The sequence below is a fragment of the Mesorhizobium sp. P160927 genome (assembly GCF_057766385.1).
This window is the reverse complement of sequence record NZ_JBYMDW010000001.1, coordinates 5,277,374-5,292,809: the sequence shown is the minus strand read 5'-3', so window position 1 is coordinate 5,292,809 and position 15,436 is coordinate 5,277,374. Positions and strand designations below refer to the sequence as shown.

15 protein-coding genes are annotated in these 15,436 nt (G+C 61.3%); 8 read left to right on the top strand and 7 right to left on the bottom strand.

Annotated features, from left to right (window positions below; all coding sequences use genetic code 11):
• Positions 1-70: 70 nt before the first annotated feature.
• Entirely contained in the window at positions 71-1,570 is a 1,500-nt protein-coding gene (locus tag AC3CB8_RS25895; protein WP_023794413.1) for a winged helix-turn-helix domain-containing tetratricopeptide repeat protein, read from the bottom strand.
• A 123-nt stretch (positions 1,571-1,693) separates the two neighbouring features.
• On the opposite strand from AC3CB8_RS25895, the gene AC3CB8_RS25890 reads away from it, so the two are divergent.
• Entirely contained in the window at positions 1,694-1,951 is a 258-nt protein-coding gene (locus AC3CB8_RS25890; RefSeq protein ID WP_023773586.1) for a DUF1127 domain-containing protein, read from the top strand.
• Between the two features lie 64 nt (positions 1,952-2,015).
• On the opposite strand, the gene AC3CB8_RS25885 is transcribed toward AC3CB8_RS25890, so the two are convergent.
• Positions 2,016-2,600, bottom strand: a complete 585-nt coding sequence (locus AC3CB8_RS25885; RefSeq protein ID WP_023794417.1) for a hypothetical protein — start codon at positions 2,598-2,600, stop codon at positions 2,016-2,018.
• 156 nt (positions 2,601-2,756) lie between these two features.
• Here AC3CB8_RS25885 and AC3CB8_RS25880 point away from each other — a divergent pair, with 156 nt between their 5' ends.
• From AC3CB8_RS25880 to AC3CB8_RS25870, 3 genes are all read left to right on the top strand, one after another.
• On the top strand, positions 2,757-4,091 hold the full coding sequence (locus tag AC3CB8_RS25880) for a S8 family peptidase (protein ID WP_198026133.1): 1,335 nt from the start codon (positions 2,757-2,759) through the stop codon (positions 4,089-4,091).
• Between the two features lie 167 nt (positions 4,092-4,258).
• A complete protein-coding gene (locus AC3CB8_RS25875) occupies positions 4,259-5,185 on the top strand; it encodes a DUF1501 domain-containing protein (protein ID WP_245273832.1) in 927 nt (308 codons plus the stop codon).
• A gap of 216 nt (positions 5,186-5,401) precedes the next feature.
• Complete coding sequence (locus AC3CB8_RS25870; protein ID WP_156939416.1) at positions 5,402-5,596, top strand: hypothetical protein; 195 nt, start codon at positions 5,402-5,404, stop codon at positions 5,594-5,596.
• 182 nt (positions 5,597-5,778) lie between these two features.
• Here AC3CB8_RS25870 and AC3CB8_RS25865 read toward each other — a convergent pair whose 3' ends face one another.
• On the bottom strand, positions 5,779-7,512 hold the full coding sequence (locus AC3CB8_RS25865) for an adenylate/guanylate cyclase domain-containing protein (protein ID WP_352563519.1): 1,734 nt from the start codon (positions 7,510-7,512) through the stop codon (positions 5,779-5,781).
• Positions 7,513-7,645: 133 nt separating this feature from the next.
• Here AC3CB8_RS25865 and AC3CB8_RS25860 point away from each other — a divergent pair, with 133 nt between their 5' ends.
• Both AC3CB8_RS25860 and AC3CB8_RS25855 read left to right on the top strand, forming a co-directional pair.
• Positions 7,646-8,881: a YcaO-like family protein gene (locus AC3CB8_RS25860; RefSeq protein ID WP_023773590.1), complete on the top strand. Its 1,236-nt coding sequence runs from the start codon at positions 7,646-7,648 to the stop codon at positions 8,879-8,881.
• 354 nt (positions 8,882-9,235) lie between these two features.
• A complete protein-coding gene (locus tag AC3CB8_RS25855) occupies positions 9,236-9,790 on the top strand; it encodes a GNAT family N-acetyltransferase (RefSeq protein ID WP_352563520.1) in 555 nt (184 codons plus the stop codon).
• A 58-nt stretch (positions 9,791-9,848) separates the two neighbouring features.
• On the opposite strand, the gene AC3CB8_RS25850 is transcribed toward AC3CB8_RS25855, so the two are convergent.
• Complete coding sequence (locus tag AC3CB8_RS25850; protein WP_435053020.1) at positions 9,849-10,871, bottom strand: aminopeptidase; 1,023 nt, start codon at positions 10,869-10,871, stop codon at positions 9,849-9,851.
• 250 nt (positions 10,872-11,121) lie between these two features.
• Between AC3CB8_RS25850 and AC3CB8_RS25845 the strand changes: the two genes are divergently transcribed.
• Positions 11,122-11,880, top strand: a complete 759-nt coding sequence (locus AC3CB8_RS25845) for an SDR family NAD(P)-dependent oxidoreductase (RefSeq protein ID WP_031248169.1) — start codon at positions 11,122-11,124, stop codon at positions 11,878-11,880.
• A complete protein-coding gene (locus AC3CB8_RS25840) occupies positions 11,877-12,773 on the top strand; it encodes a sigma-70 family RNA polymerase sigma factor (protein WP_023794433.1) in 897 nt (298 codons plus the stop codon). Before AC3CB8_RS25845 ends, AC3CB8_RS25840 begins: the two co-directional genes overlap by 4 nt.
• Positions 12,774-12,785: 12 nt before the next feature.
• On the opposite strand, the gene AC3CB8_RS25835 is transcribed toward AC3CB8_RS25840, so the two are convergent.
• The 3 genes from AC3CB8_RS25835 to AC3CB8_RS25825 form a co-directional block, all read right to left on the bottom strand.
• On the bottom strand, positions 12,786-13,406 hold the full coding sequence (locus tag AC3CB8_RS25835) for an FMN-binding negative transcriptional regulator (protein WP_352563522.1): 621 nt from the start codon (positions 13,404-13,406) through the stop codon (positions 12,786-12,788).
• 132 nt (positions 13,407-13,538) lie between these two features.
• Complete coding sequence (locus AC3CB8_RS25830; protein WP_352563523.1) at positions 13,539-14,687, bottom strand: amidohydrolase; 1,149 nt, start codon at positions 14,685-14,687, stop codon at positions 13,539-13,541.
• Between the two features lie 99 nt (positions 14,688-14,786).
• Positions 14,787-15,242, bottom strand: a complete 456-nt coding sequence (locus tag AC3CB8_RS25825) for a hypothetical protein (protein ID WP_352563524.1) — start codon at positions 15,240-15,242, stop codon at positions 14,787-14,789.
• Between the last annotated feature and the right edge of the window lie 194 nt (positions 15,243-15,436).

Sequence of the window (15,436 nt, the reverse complement as noted above, 5' to 3'; positions counted from 1 at the left end):
TCACTGCAACACCTTGTGTAGCCTATCGGCGGGTGTTTCGAAGTCCAGGGTTTTTCGGACCGACTGAATCCTATAAAAAGCCGGCCTTTCTGAAGCCGGAGAGGAAGAGCTCGAAGGATGGCGGGTCTGCGAAGGGAAGGTGGGCAAGGTAGCCAAGTGAGAGGTCCGGTTGCCGCCTCAGTGTGGCCTCGACTGCGACATGCGCGTTTTCCATCTCGCCCAGATGCCCGTAGGCCGCCGCAAGAAAGGCATGGATGAAGAACTGGTCGCCGGCCTTCCGATAAGCGTCGATGGCCTCAGCATATCGGCCGAGCAGGAAGAGCGCGCTGCCCTTCACCTCCCAGAACCAGACCGGGGGCAACGGGTCGAGCAGTATGGCCCTTTCGAGGACCGCCAAGGACTGCTGAGCCTGGCCGCCGTAGTTGAGCCAGCTTGCATAATCTCCGGCAATGTTCACGTCGTGCGGATTGAGCGTACGGGCCTGCTGGAAATGCAATCCGGCATCCCCATGCTGGCGCATATGTACGAGCACGAGGCCCATGCTCTGGTTGCAGATGCCGTCATTCCGGTCGAGCAGGAGCGCCGTGCGCGCAGACTGCAAGGCACTTTGCAGCGTACGAGAATCGCGGTCGTACCAGAATCGCGCAACCAGGCACTGCGCCAGATAGGCATGACCTTGAGCAAAAGCCGGATCGAGTTCGGCGCTCCGGGCGAACATGGATTCGCCCTTGTCCATTTCATACTGATGGTAGTGCGCGCGACCCTGCAAGTAGTAGTCGTAGGCGGCCCAATCGGCCGGCGGGGTTCGCCGCGAGCGGCTAGTCGCATCTGCCTCGGCGGCGCCTTGGACAGTTGAAGCTACGAGAGCCGCCACCTCCTCCTGGACCGAAAAGATGTCCTCGAGCGCTCGGTCGTAGCGTTGAGCCCACAAATGGAAGCCGCTGGCGCCGTCGATCAGTTGCGCCGTGATTCGGATGCGGTCCCCGAGCCGTCGCGCGCTGCCCTCGACGAGGTAGCGCGCGCCGAGTTGCCGGTGGACTTCTGCGGGGTCCGGCGCTGGCCCACGAAACTGAAAAGATGAATTGCGCGCGATCACCACGAGCGAACGGTATCGAGCCAGTTCAGTGATGATATCTTCGGTGATGCCGTCGCTCAGATATTGTTGGTCCTGATCGCCGCTCAAATTCGCGAAGGGCAGCACGGCAATGGTGGGTTTGCCGGATGGCGCGATCGGTCGCTGCACTGAACCTTCCACGCGCTCGACAGGCGCGGTGAAGCGATAGCCGACGCGAGGCACGGTGGCGATCCAATCGCCACCGTGGTCGGTAGGGCCGAGCGCCTTCCTCAGCGTCGCAATCTGGACGGTGAGATTGCTTTCCTCGACCGCCAGGCCCGGCCAGGCAGCTTCCATCAGCTCGGCCTTGGTCAGGATGTCGCCGGGCCGGGCCGCAAGCGCGGCGAGCAGCGTGATGCCGCGATGCCCAATGGAGATCGGTATGTCCTGCCGCAGGAGCGTCCCCTTCTCAGGGTCGAGCACGAACGGACCAAAGGCGAGGTGAACCCGATGCATCCCGCCATATTAGACGTTTCGGAATTTTTCGGAACAGTTTCGGCCGCGCTTTAGTACGCAGGTCCGCTCATCCGCCAAAGTAGCGTCATCGATTTTTAGCAACACCAAGAAAGGACGAGCCAAATGAGCACGCAGCTTTCTCTCACCTCAAGATTCTACCAGTCTCTCTGGGGCGAACCGCCGACGTGGACGACTGGACCGGCATCGGTCTGGGCGAGACTCGTCGCCCTGCGCGGCCTGGTCGCGGTTTGGCGCGAGCGCATGTATTATCGCGAGGAGCTGAAGCGACTTGCGGAAGATGGGCCTCAGCGGATCGACGACGTCGGTCTCACCTTGTCTGCCGTCGAGGCGGAACTTCAAAAGCCGTTCTGGCAGGCGTGATTTGCATCCATAGCTGTGAACTAGCATCTGCCTGACTATCAAAGCGCTTGCGGATTAAGTCCAGCTACCTGCAGCCAAACAGCACCGCCGCGCCAAGCTCGTCATGATAGTGTCGCCCCTGTCCAAATCTATGGTATTTCTCCAAGTAGTCGAGCAGGTCGGCCCTGATAAGTATGTCTCCCGGAATCCGCGGTACCACGACGTAAATTTTTCCGGCCTCGTCGAACTCAGGTTCCACCGTCACCCCATCGACGATTTGGTTCAAAACGGCCGTAAGTTCGTCTTTCAAATGAGAACTGGGGGTGCCGACATCAGAAAAGGCCAACCCGTTCGTGAAATCGCCCGCCGTTAGAAAAGCAGTGGCTCCGTCGGCGAGGAATATCGACAGTTGCTGCTTATAGTCCCCCAGCGCGCTTGGGGTTCCGACCTTGAGTTTGGTCTTAGTGCTACCACCGCTGTCGCGAAGGTTGATACTTTGGCCGGCAGCTGTGAATATTTGGCGATTTATTGTAATCTTCAGAGGGCTTCCAGCCGTACTATCGACCGACAAGATGGTGGCCGGCGTAGGCAGGAGTTTGAGCCAGGTCTCGACAATCGCCGCGCCGATTTCCCGCGCTTGTCGACCCTTCCTAAGATTCGCTCTGGGCATCGCATGCTTCTCAACACAGGACCATCTGTGAGCGTATGCGCGTTTCGCAGCTACCGCAAGATAGCTCTCGATGTGGAACGACGCCCAATTCATGTTCTTATAGACAGCGCACTGCTTTTGGGGGCATGCTGTTTGCCCAGACGTAGGAGGCTTGCTGTGGTCGTTCTACAGTTCCGCGCCGTTTTTGTCATGAGCGTCTTGTCATTGGCTGCCACTCAGAGATCGTCATTGGCAGACGAGATGCCTGCGAATGAGATCGCCGCGACATTTGTTGCGCCTTACGGCGAGATGCCTATGAAGGCGAACAACTCGGCGGATTTTAAAGCAGAAATTCAAAATACTGACAAAAAGGAAGTTATTTCCATAGATTTTCCCGAAATAGGTAAAAGCTTTTTAACGTTAAAAATTACAAAAGCAAGAGTAAGAGAGCTTGAATCTCAGGGGTTTGAACTTGCAAATCCATTTTCTGTTACTCTCTTTGACGCAGCTAGATGCAAGAACAATCCGAGGATAATCAAAAAGGATACTACCACCACTATCCAGGACGTTCCCGCAAACGTCTGCCGTGTGGTCGGGTCACCGGTGGAAAGCACATACGGCCCCGAGGTGTGGGTGCTAGACAGCGGAGTTGACCCGGTTGCGGTCAATTCAAATCTTCTGAATGTGGCGACAAAGGTCGACTGTACGCAAGGCAGTTGCGTGACGGGGGCCGTTGATGATGAGCTGGGACACGGCACAATGGTCGCAGGTATTATTGGAGGAAGGACTTTTAAAGATGGATCGTCGCACTATACAGGATTGGCAGGGGTTAGTCCTAAGGTAGCTCTGAATATCATTAAAATATTTGGTGATGATGAAACCGTAAGCGTGTGGGACCAACCTCTTAAAGCAATAAGATATGTCTTGGATCACGCCAAAGCTGGTGACGTTGTAAACATAAGCTGGGGAGCTAACTTTCTTGAGGCTGCAAGGAATGGCGGGTACAGCAACGATATAACATTGTTAGATAACCTATTCCATTTGATGGCGGATCGGAAACTCCGAATTGTTGTGGCGGCAGGAAATGCTGAGCGAGCAAATGGCAACGGATGGTCGTGGGCCCAAGGGTTCACGCCGGCAAATTCTGCACCGTATACTTCGCCGGTCAGTCCTGGAGCGATATATAGTGTATCAGCGGCTGACAGTAAATTTGATCCAATGACCATGAAGTGGTCCGACAAACTGTGGCAAGGCAGTGCGTTCGGGGCTTCGTTTGCAGAACCTGGCGTCGAGGTGCGGTCCTTGTGGCTGTCGGATGATTCAAATAATCCACAACAGAATGTCTGTTGGGGAACTTCATTCGCTGCGCCAATTCTGGCTGGTTTGCTCGTTCGCGGGTCAGTGTCGCCAGGCGACCTTACAGATAGTACCTACCCTGACGCGGATACAGTTGCGTACGTGGCAGCGGGCAAGTCTGACGCTACTTCACCAAAGCACCCAAAATGCAACTGACCCGAAGGACAGCCCTGCGAGGGATTTTACTATCCTCCATGCTTCGTCCAATCGCGGCAAGGGCTAGACCGGCGGCATACGAGCCAAAACTCCTGCTGGTGTTTCTCCGGGGCGGACTCGATTGCGTTGCGGCGATCCCTCCGTTTGGGGATCCTAAATTGCTAGCGGTGCGCGAAGCTCAGGCGCTTGTGAATGAGGAGTCGGCGACCAAAACAATCAAGCTGGACGGATTTTTTGCGCTCCATCCAGCACTGGCGCCGCTTCTGCCCTACTTTAATGCCGGCGAGCTGCTGATCGTCCCAGGGACGGCCATTGCGGGAGTGGAGAGATCTCATGCAGCCTCGGAATTTGCTTTGTTCGGGAGCGACTTTGATGGCCTCACCGGCTGGCCCAGACTGGCCTCGCTCGCCTTAGAGACTGAACCATGGCGGAACGGCCCGGCCGACCGATCCATCGATCTCATATCGGATTTGGCGTGGGGCAATCCGCTGCTGGACTTGGCCCTGCTTTCCCCTGAGCAAGCGCAGGTGGGCGGATCGAAATGTGTGGAAGATCCGCTCGCGCAGCGAAGCTTTTGCCAAGCGGCCAGTTTCACTCGCGCCGCAACCCGTGCGGCACAGGCGCTGGCAACGGATGGCGGTCCTCGGATCGCAACGCTCGAATTGCCTGGGTTCGATACGCACATCAGCCAGGGCGAGCGTCTGGCGCGAGCATTGAAGGCCCTGGCAGACGGGCTCGTTTCGTTCGCCGAAGCGTCTGGAACGGCCTGGAACAGAACAGTTGTCTTGGTCGTGACTGAGTTCGGCCGTGCAGTGGCATTCAACGCAGACGGCGGAACCGATCACGGGACGGCCAGCGTCACGTTCCTAATGGGCGGTGCCGTTGCCGGAGGCCGAGTCGGCAACCAGTGGCCTGGGCTGGCACCCAGCCAACTACGCGGCGGAACCGATCTTGCCGTTACGACCGATCTGCGAGCAATAATCAAGGCCGTATTAATTGAGCATCTTCGCCTTCCCGACCGGACTGTTGCGAAGGTATTTGCGAGCGCTGCTGAACTGCCAGCGTCAATTGGTTTGTTTCGGGATGCAGGTTGATTGCCGTTAATCGGGCACGGCTCACAAGCGGACGTCGGCGCCGCTACGCGTTCTGCCAAGGGTGCATCAAGTCCGAAACAAGCCTTTAATTGGTTGAAGGCCCGACGCATTTTGAGCGACCATCGCCAATGCTCGGCTTGAAAGTCCAAGGTGGTCCTTCAACACCGCGTCAACGATCGAGCGGACATCGGTCGTGACCGGTAGGTCGGTCTCCTCGTGGAGTTGATCTCGCGCCAATCCGGGCCAGTGACCCGCGATCCGCCGCCGGGTGCTGGAAACCTTGTTGTTGATCTTGTCGGTGCCGATATCGCCTACGAAGGCAAAGATTTAAAGAATGGCGTAGTGTCGAAACTAAAAGATCTGAATTTGATGTTGGCAACGAATTGGAACAAATCGTCGACGCGAACGTGAAAGTTGTGTGCGACGCGCCAACGAGAGCTGACTGTAGTCCTGCCAGCCCTGCCGGAAGGCGTCGTCACGCGAGAGGACCTGCTGGATTACCTGGGGCGTACCACAAAAACGCGCAGGGTCGGCACTATCATGAAGAGCTTGCGTCCGCGGTCCTTTTCGGCTGCCGATAGCAAACTCCAATTTCAGTTCGGCAGCCCTGCGGCGAGCAGTCCTTTAAGCACCGTGGCCCGATCCTCCTCCAGTCGATAGGGCTCCTTGGCCACGAATCGACTGCAAGAAAAGCTGGGCGTACCCGCCACCACGCGAGCCGAATACAACTTTGCGTCGCTGTTCCGGCCAAGCGCCGAGCTCGAAGCGGCCATATAGGCGCTAACCCATGCCGGCATCGTCGACGAACGGCTCAAAGCGACCAATGCCGGCTCGGGCCGGCCGGCAATGAAATGGGCGATACCGCGAAACGGCCAATACCAGGATGGTTCGTAGAGGGGATCGAGCACCTGCGCCCGCTCGAACCATTGCATGGCGCGATCCGGCTCGCCGCCAAATGTGTAGAGGGTGCCGAGATAGGAAACCTGCTCTGGATCGTTCGGATTGAGGTAGAGGGCCCGGGCGTAGAGTTGCGCGGCGACGTCGAAATCTCGCAGGTGCAGCAGCACCCAGCCGAGAATGTTGAGGCAAACCGGATCGTTGGCGGAGAGCGCCACCGCCTTCTTAGCGATTGCATGCGCCTCGTCGAGCAGGGCATCGGAAGGTCCCATGTCGCGAAACCATTCCAGCTGCTTGTAGTGAGCCAGTTTGGCGTAGGCGCGCCCATAGGTCGGATCGAGATCGATGGCGCGCTGATACCATTGCCTGGCTTCCGCTTCGGACGCGAGGTCGCCTAGCGGCAGGGCATTGCCGCGCAGCACGCACTCATAGGCCGCCAGGTTGGCCGGCGGCTTGCGCCGCGCCTTCTCAGCCCCCGCTGCCTTGAGGCGCCCGATGACCGTGCCCACGATCTTGCGGACCAGTTCGTCCTGCAAATCGAATATGTCCTGATCGTCGCTGTCATAATGCTCGGCCCAAACGTCACCACCGGACGTGGCGTCAACCAGTTCGCAAGAAAGGCGGATACGCTTCCCCATCCTCCGGATTCGCCCCGAAAGCTCGAAATCGAGCCCGATATCCGAGACCAGTTTCGGCAGCTCCACATCCTTGAGCCGCAACGAGGTATGGTACGATGCGACGGAGAGCTGCGTGAACCGCGTTAGCTCGGTGATGACATCTTCTGTGAACCCTTCGCTGAAATAGGGTTCCACGCCGCCGGTGCTGACGAATGGGCGGACCAGGATCGATGGCGTGTTCGAGCCCGAAGTCTCGGCGCCCATCCGCGGAGCGGGGCGGTCGGGTCTGCGAATAAGCGAGTAGACGGCTACGGGTCGGGGAATGTTCTTAAGCTGAAACTCACCGCAAAATTCGAAGGGCAATTGCAATCCTGCGCGGACCTCCTCATGCACTTTTGCCGAAAGGCAAATGCCTCCGGGGGCTGCGACCTGTTCGAGGCGTGCAGCCACGTTCACACCGTCGCCGAACACGTCTCCGTCGCCGTCGACGATAATATCGCCGAAATTAATGCCAATTCGAAGCAACAGACCGGGCGACGATCGCTCGGGGCTTGCGAGATAGGCCTGGATAGCCACGCTACACCGGACCGCTTCGACCGCGCTGGGGAACTCCGCTACGACACCGTCGCCGGTGGTCTTTACAACGCGGCCGTCATGCAGATGAACGTAGCCTGGGACCTCGTCGTGCATTAGCGCCCGGACGCGGGTAAAGGTGCCTTCCTCGTCTTCCGCCATTTGTTGCGAATAGCCGACCACGTCGGCGACCACGATCGCAGCCAGGCGCCGCTTCAGGGGGCCCTTGTTTACGGTCAATCCATACCTCGGGTCGGACGTTCCAACGTACTTTAGCACATTTGCATGATGCGATCGCGCACGGCAGCGTGTAAACTGCCACACGAGAGCTTCCGACGTACGACCTAGCAAAGTCCGTTCTGAAGTGCTCGCAATGCGAAAGATCCGCACATTCGAGGTCTGCGTGGGGTTAAGTCTTCTTTATGGCCCGGTGGTGATCTCGGACCCGTTGCTCGGCTGTCCTCTCACTGTGGCGGCCGGCCGCGTTCGCGCTGCCAAGGATGGCGATGAGAGCACTTACTTCGTGTCTGGTTGGGGCACGACGGTCGAGCAGGCGCTGCAGGGCTGCCTTTATGAGGCGGACGAGACCTACTTCGCCCAGATCATTCCCGAGGGGCGAATTCTCCGGTCGTATGCCAATGCGTTCGCGGGGCGGATCGTCGAGCCGCCCGACGTGCTGCTTTTCAGCGAAGAGCAATATGACCAGCGAGAAGCCGGGAGTCGACAGTCCCGCAACATGGTACCGGCCCGCTGGGACAGATCTGCGCCTGAAGACTGGATCCTGAGTGACGACAAGCTCGGTACCGAGCAAGCCTGGGTGCCCGCGGGCCTGTGTTTCCTCGGATATGCCGGTGGCGGGCAATCATCTTTGCCGGCTGCCGACTCGAACGGACTTGCGCTGGGCATCAACCCTGAGGTCGCTGCGATGAGCGCCCTTCTCGAGCTGATAGAGCGAGATGCGACCTCTATCTGGTGGTACAATCGACTTGTCCTGCCTCGAATAGATCCGAAGTCGATGGCAAGCGACACCGTATCGTCTTACGAGGATTGGCTTCGGCACCGAGGTCGCCAATTGCGGCTTCTGCGACTTACGTTGGATTTGGCGGTGCCAGTCGTTGCGGCAATCTCCAGCGACAGTTCCGGCCGGTGTCCGGCGATGGGGTTTGCGGCAGGCGCATCGTGGTCGGCGGCTGCCACAAGGGCGATTGGCGAGCTTGCCCAATGTGAGGCAAATCTTGCTCTGCTCTCCCGACAGGCGCAGCAAGAGAGAACGACCGGCTTTACGCCCGGGGCGCGGCAGCTTTATCGCTGGCATCAAGAGACGGATCTTGGGTCGTGTCTATATTTGCAGGGCGGGACCGGCGGCCCTGCCTGCGTGGACGAATCGACACTTGACTACGCCTCATGCCTCAAACTCTGCCACGAACGAAACCTGGGGGTGTTCGCCCTCATCCTTATGCAGGATGAGCAGCGGTCCCTCGTCCGCATTTGCGCTCCGGGCTTGCGTTCGACCAAACCAAGGTTTGGTCTGGGCAGGCTCTATTCTGTTCCAGGCACTCTTGGCCTCAGGCCTGCGGGCTCAATAGGCCGAGACCCTTTCCCGTTTTAGCGCCGAAACCAAAGCTGCTGCAAAGCTCTAAATTGTAACTATCTGGGCATGCTCGACCGCTTCAGCTTCCGTAAAGCCGCCGTCCATACACGGCCCCACAACGGCCGTTCATCGCGAATCGCCGACGCGTTGCCATGGTCCGCCCTGTGGTGGGCTGGCGGCATCACCAAATCTCACGCCACTCGCAGATCGGCGGCAGCCGGTGGCCCGGAGTGATTGAAGTGCCGATCGAAGCGCCCGGCGCTGAGGCTGAAGACGGTTGGGCGTACCCTGGGGTCGAATTCTGTCCTGGCGGTCAGCCGCCGCGGCTCAGCGCCGTTGCATTGGCGCTGCCCCAGGGCGAAAATGCCTTCGATGAAAACAGTTCCCAGGCTCACCACACCAAGGCTCGTGCTTCGGGCGCCGGGCGAGCGGGATATCCCGGCCTGGTTCGCGCGGGCGAGCGATGTCGAATCCGCCTTCCTTGCCGGCGATCCCGTTGCCGACGACTTGAGCGCGGGCGCGCGATGGCTCGCCCTTGCGCCTCAGCGGTTGGTCGACGGCCGGGCGATCAAATGGTCGATAGACCAGGCAGGCGTGTCGGACGCGATCGGGACGATAACCCTGTCCTTCGGCGCGAACGAGGCCAAGACAGCCGCGTTAGGATTTGTGCTGGGGCGTACGCATTGGGGGCAGGGGCTGGGGTCCGAAGCGGCACGCGAAGTGGTTCGCTACGCCTTCGAGGCCCTGGCGCTCGATCAGGTGACGGCCGAAGCGGCGGTGCGCAATGTCGCGTCGTTGCGGATCCTGGCGAAGCTCGGCTTCACACATGTCGAGAGCTTCATCGATGGGTCCGACGGCGAGCGTTGCGGGCGTTTCGTGCTCGACGCGGACGCCGGATCGTTGGCTTGCCCGGTGACTTCAGCTTAGAAGCTGGCCGTCAGCTCGCGGGCCTAATCCGACATCGCAGCAACCCGTGCCGTTCAAGTCAATCGCAGGTGGTCGCGGCCTTGAGCGCTTCGGCACGGGCCGGTTCGTGCAGATCGGCGATCCGTCGAACTGATGCGTAGAACCTTGGATAGTCGCCGGAGCATAAATCGAACAAGCGAATAAACGCCGGAACCTGTTCGCCGTAAACAGACGTCGCGGCGAGCTTTGCGTTGTTGATCGGCGCATTGAACCAGGCGTCGTATCCCCGGTATCCGGCCCAGCTTATGTCGCGCATTTGCCGGTAGCGCGTCCGCAGCCTGTCGAGCGTGGCTGCCTTGGCCGCTGCCATCTCATCGGTGGTGCGGGAGCTTTCATAGACCTGCCGCAGCTCGTCGCGGGTTCTCGACACCAATGCGAGAAAATCGGCGCTGCGCTTGCGATCGGTCTCGTAGCGGCGCAATCCGGCGCGGTCGCCGGCGGCGCGGAGCCATTTTCTCGTGCCGGTGGTTTCGACAGCGACCGCGAAAGCCTCATTGAATGCGGAATCGCCGTTCACATAGAGGCGCTGATGCGCCAGTTCATGAAAGACAAGGCTTGCGAGATAGGTGTCGTCCTGACGCAGCATGGTGCTGAGCAGCGGGTCACTGGACCAGCCCAGCGTGGAATAGGCGGTGATGCCGGTGACATAGACGTCGAGCCCCTGTCGATGAAGTTCGACGGCGCTTTCGGCCGCGGATTTCCGATCGAAGTAACCCCGGTACGGAACGCAGCCGAAAACCGGAAAGCACCATGTCTTGGGCGTGAGCGAGAATTGCGGGGCGGCAAAAACGGCCCAGGTCACGGCGTCCCGGTGGATGTCGACATAGCTGCGGTAGCTGTTGTTTTCGGGCAGTGCCAGCTCATCCGTGGCGAACCGCCTTATGGCGCTTGCCGATGTCAACTTGGCGCGCAATGCCTTGGATGTCGAAGGGGCCTGGATCAGTTTTCCGACGTCTTGGCGCGCGGCCATGATCCGGACATGACCCTCCAGCGATTGCGCGTAGTAGGAAACGCTGGTGCAGCCGCTCAGTGCGGATGCCATGAGCGCCGTGGCAAACAGTCGAAAAACGCGCTTCACTTCTTCCCCGCCGCTTCGTCACCTGCCCATGGAGCACATGTCGCGCCCCAATGTCCAAACCGGCGCACGAATTTTCGTCAAGATCCATAGCGAGAAGCGGCGCGGACTGTCGACCTGGTTTCTGGCTGACGACATCATCAAATCTCGCAAACCGCTGACTCTTTTCCCAACCCTCAAACGTCTTAGCTACAGTGAAACACTGGAGCAGGGTCAAATGAGCCTCAGGGATAAGAAAATCGTGGTCACGGGCGGCAGCCGTGGGCTTGGCCTCGGATTGGTCGAAACGCTGGTCGAGCAGGGTGCCAGCGTGACCGTGGTCGCACGTGGCGCCGAGGCGCTGCAGGCGGTCGGTGCCCGGCTTGGGGTCGCCACCATCGCAGCCGATGTCACGGACGAGGACGCCGCCTATCGCATTCTTGGCGAGGTCCGCCCTGACATACTGGTGCTCAACGCCGGCGCCACGCCCCGGATGGGGCGGCTGGACCAGTTGAAGTGGGAGGATTTCTCCATCGCCTGGGAAACCGACGTGAAGGCCGGGCTCTACTGGCTGCAGGCGGCGCTGAACCTGCCGCTCGGGCCGGGCAGCCGGGTGCTGGTCGGGTCGAGCGGTGCGGCCGTCACCGGGTCGCAGATGTCGGGCGGTTATGGCGGCGCCAAGCGGATGCTCTGGTTCATGGCCAAATACGCCAATGGCGTGGCGCAGGAGAAAGGCCTCGGCATCCGGTTCCAGGCGATCGTGCCGCGGCAGATGATCCTCGACACCGGGATCGGCGATGCGGCCGCCGGCGCTTATGCCGGCTCGATGGGCATCACGCCGCAACAATTCGTCACCCGCTTCGGCGCGCCGATGCCGCCCCGGGCGTTCGGCGACAGGGTGGTCTCGCTGCTGGAAGAGCCGCAATATGCCGAGGGCGTCATCTTTGGCCTCAGCGGCGACGCGGGGGTGACGATCATGGAGGGCGCGGGTCCTTGAGCGACGGAAAGCCAGCGGTGGAGCGCGACCGGCAGGAAGGGCTGCTTGCCCTTGCCACCGCCTTGCGGCCGGAGCTGCACCGCTACTGTTCGCGCCTGATGGGCTCGGTCATCGACGGCGAGGATGTCGTGCAGGACACGTTCGCGCGCGCCGTCGTTGCCCTGGAGGAGTTGTGTGAGGTGCCGAAGCTCAGGCCCTGGCTGTTCCGGATCGCCCACAACCGCGCGCTTGACCTGTTGCGCAGCCGCGCGATCCGCGCCGCGGAGCCCATCGAGACGGCGCTCGAGATAGCCGACGAAGCCGATCCAGTGGAGGTGCTGATGCGCAGGCAAGCCGTGCAAACCGCCGTGTCGCGCTTCGCCGGGCTTCCGGTGACGCAACGCAGCGTGGTCATCCTTAGGGATGTGCTTGACGAGCCGCTGGCCGACATCGCCGCCCTGCTCGGCATCACGGTCGATGCGGTGAAGGCGCATCTGGCGCGCGGCCGCGCCCGGCTTCGGCGGATCAACGCCGAGGCCAATCCGCTCCCCGATGCGCGCGTCGCTTCGGCGGCCATCGTGCGCTACGTCAATCTGTTCAACCGACGCGACTGGGACGGCTTGCGCGCGCTGCTGGCCGACGATGTGAGGCTCCATCAGTCCACGCACAAGCCGCGCGCGGGGGCCGCCGACGTCGGCATGTTCTTCACGATCTACGCCAAGAGCGACGGCTTGTGGCTCAGGCCGGCATGGGTCGAGGGCCGCGAGGTGATCGCGGTGTTCGAAGACCCGGCCGACGCGAAACCCAGCCATTTCATGTGGCTGGAATGGCGCGACGGCCGGATCAGCTTCATTCGCGACTACCGTTATGTCCGCTACGTTCTCGACGACGCGGACCTGGTTCTGGCAAGGTGAGGCGTCGTGCCTTCACGGGATGAGGACGGAGACCTCGCGGTCGGACGGACGCTCGCTCGCGGCCAGCCCGGAGGCCACGCCGGCGCGGTCGGAGGCGTTGCGGTTCTGGCTCATCTTGCGCTTGCCTTCGAGCCTGACGACCGGCATGCGCAGGCCGACAATGCCGCGAAGCTGCGACTGGATGAAGTCCGCTGGCGCGTCCGACACGGCCCAGGGCGCGGCGCGGGCGCCTTCGTGCAGGTTGGTCAGCCGGGTGACGACCTCCAGCAGCCTGTCCGCATCCTCGAAGAACTCGACCGGACCGTAGGCGTGGACAGCGGCGTAGTTCCAGGTCGGCACGACCTTGCCGGTTTCCTGCTTGCTGGCGTACCAGGCCGGCGTCACATAGGCGTCCGGGCCCATGAAGATGGCCAGCCCATCGCCGATCGCGGGAACGCGCCACTGCGGGTTGGCCTTGGCCAGATGGCCATGGATGACGCCGTGCTCGCCCTCGGTCTCGTCGAGAAAAAGCGGCAGGGGGGTGGCGAGCGGTCCGTCCGCCGTGGCGGTGACGAGATTGGCCAGCCGGGCGGCGCGGATCGTCGCCAAGAGGCTGTCCTTGTCGTCATCGCGGAAGGCGGGCGGCGTGTACATTTTCGAACTCCTCGCGTTGCCCTGACAGATGCCACACAATCCGGCCCGTTGGAAATATCCAGTTCGAGGAGTCCAGTTGGCCAGTTGATTGGGGACGGCGCTTCGCGGCAGAGCTGGCCGGTGCCGCTGAGATCAGCCGAGGAGGTTGCGCGCCGTCCTCATGAAGATCTTCGAGCCGATCGGGATCAGGTCGTCGGGAAAGTCATAATCGGGATTGTGCAGGGCAGGGTGCCGCTCGCCCGCGCCCAGGAAGAACATCGCCGACTTGGCGCTGTGGCCGAACACGCCGAAATCCTCCGAGGCGCGCATCGGCAAGGCTTCCTCGCCATGCGCGACGCTCTCTTCATCGAGGGCGCGCCGCAGGTGCTCCACCGCATCCGGCGCGTTGACGCTGGCGACGAAGATTTCGTGATAATCGCAGCTGGCGGAGAGGCCGTGGCGGCCGGCGATCTCCTTGACCAGGGTTTCGGCGGCGGCGCAGAGGTCCGCCATGCGCTCGTCGCGGCGGGTGCGCAGCGTCGCCCAGACCTCGGCGTGGGCGGGCGCGATGCCGAACACGGCTTCGCCCATCCGCGCATGGGTGACGGTGACCATGGAGAAATCATCATCGGCGAAAGTCGCGCGGCCGAGCGCGGGCAGTGCAGGCATCAACTCGGAGATAGCCAGCATGGGCGAGGTTCCGGTCTCGGGCATGGAGGAATGCGCGGTCTTGCCTTCCAGCACGATGCGCATGCCGCGGGAGGCGCAATTGACCACGCCGGACTTGAGCCTGACTTCGCCGAACGGCACGCCGGGCAGATTGTGCAGCGAGAAGGCGAAATCCGGCGCGATCTCGCCAAAGCGCGGATCGGCGACGACGCCGGCGGCGCCATTGCCGGTTTCCTCGGCCGGCTGGAACATAAGCACGACGCGGCCGCTGGCGGGCCGTTCGCGCCCGAACTGGCGGCCAAGGGCGGCCAGGATAGCGGTGTGTCCGTCATGGCCGCACATATGCGACTTATCAGGAACTTGCGAAGCATGCGGCACGCCGGACAGTTCCTCGATCGGCAGCGCATCGAGTTCGGACCGAAACAGGACGGTTGGTCCGTTTTTGCCACTGTCGTAGATGGCCGCGACGCCGTGGCCGCCGAGGCCGGTCAGCACCTTGTCCGGCCCGGTGTCGGCGAGGAAGGAGACGACCTCTTTCGCCGTCTTCTCCTCTTCGTTCGAGATTTCCGGCTGCCGGTGCAGCTTGCGCCGCCACTCGGTCAGTTCGACAATGTCGCGATTGGTCAGGGTCATGGTCTTTCGCCTCCACTGCGGTCCTGTGCTAGCGATAAACGGCCGTGCCGGCCACGGTCCAAGGTCCGGGGCTTCGGCGGGCCAGGCTTCGCGCCCGGTCTATTTCACGCGGTTGGGGCAGAGCGCCTTGAACTGATCCAGCGTATAGTCGTAGCCCGAGGCGCCCGAGCCATCCAGCACCACCTTCTCGTCGACGGCGGTGATCCGGTAGTCGGTCGTCAGATCGGTGCCCTTGTTGCGGCCCTGGAATAGCATGGCGGCGCCGTAGAAGGTGGTGAACTCGCCGGTCTTGCAGTTGGCGGTGATTTCGAAATGCAGCGGCGCCTTCATTTCCTCATCAATGCACTCCTCGGTGAAATCATGGCCATATTCGCGGCAGTAGAGGCGGGCCTTCCGCCTGTCGTGTCTGGCCAGGATGCTTGCGTGGGTGGAGCCGATGCCCGACTTTTTGACGATGGCAAGCTCCATTCCAACCCGGGCGCCGTAATAGAGCGTCGCGGCGCCGGCAGGAGCGGCCAGCATCACGGCGCAAAACACAGCCAACAGACGTCGCATCGAAACTCCTCCCTTGGCCGGCAAGGATCGACGCACGGCATCGCTCGGTCAAGCCCCCACTGACTGACGCCTCCCGGCCATGTTCCAGGTAAAGTGGACCGCATTTTGCCGCACCTGGCCCAATCGCCTCGGCTCGGGAAACGGATGGTCATTATGAGACGATTGTTTATAACGGTCGCTGAAATCGCGATACC

What these genes read in the sequence shown, in the direction of transcription:
- AC3CB8_RS25895 (WP_023794413.1), bottom strand. Translation starts at nt 1,570, where the DNA reads ATGCATCGGGTTCACCTCGCCTTTGGTCCGTTCGTGCTCGACCCTGAG.
- AC3CB8_RS25890 (WP_023773586.1), top strand. Translation starts at nt 1,694, where the DNA reads ATGAGCACGCAGCTTTCTCTCACCTCAAGATTCTACCAGTCTCTCTGG.
- AC3CB8_RS25885 (WP_023794417.1), bottom strand. Translation starts at nt 2,600, where the DNA reads ATGCCCAGAGCGAATCTTAGGAAGGGTCGACAAGCGCGGGAAATCGGC.
- AC3CB8_RS25860 (WP_023773590.1), top strand. Translation starts at nt 7,646, where the DNA reads ATGCGAAAGATCCGCACATTCGAGGTCTGCGTGGGGTTAAGTCTTCTT.
- AC3CB8_RS25855 (WP_352563520.1), top strand. Translation starts at nt 9,236, where the DNA reads ATGAAAACAGTTCCCAGGCTCACCACACCAAGGCTCGTGCTTCGGGCG.
- AC3CB8_RS25850 (WP_435053020.1), bottom strand. Translation starts at nt 10,871, where the DNA reads ATGGCATCCGCACTGAGCGGCTGCACCAGCGTTTCCTACTACGCGCAA.
- AC3CB8_RS25845 (WP_031248169.1), top strand. Translation starts at nt 11,122, where the DNA reads ATGAGCCTCAGGGATAAGAAAATCGTGGTCACGGGCGGCAGCCGTGGG.
- AC3CB8_RS25835 (WP_352563522.1), bottom strand. Translation starts at nt 13,406, where the DNA reads ATGTACACGCCGCCCGCCTTCCGCGATGACGACAAGGACAGCCTCTTG.
- AC3CB8_RS25830 (WP_352563523.1), bottom strand. Translation starts at nt 14,687, where the DNA reads ATGACCCTGACCAATCGCGACATTGTCGAACTGACCGAGTGGCGGCGC.
- AC3CB8_RS25825 (WP_352563524.1), bottom strand. Translation starts at nt 15,242, where the DNA reads ATGCGACGTCTGTTGGCTGTGTTTTGCGCCGTGATGCTGGCCGCTCCT.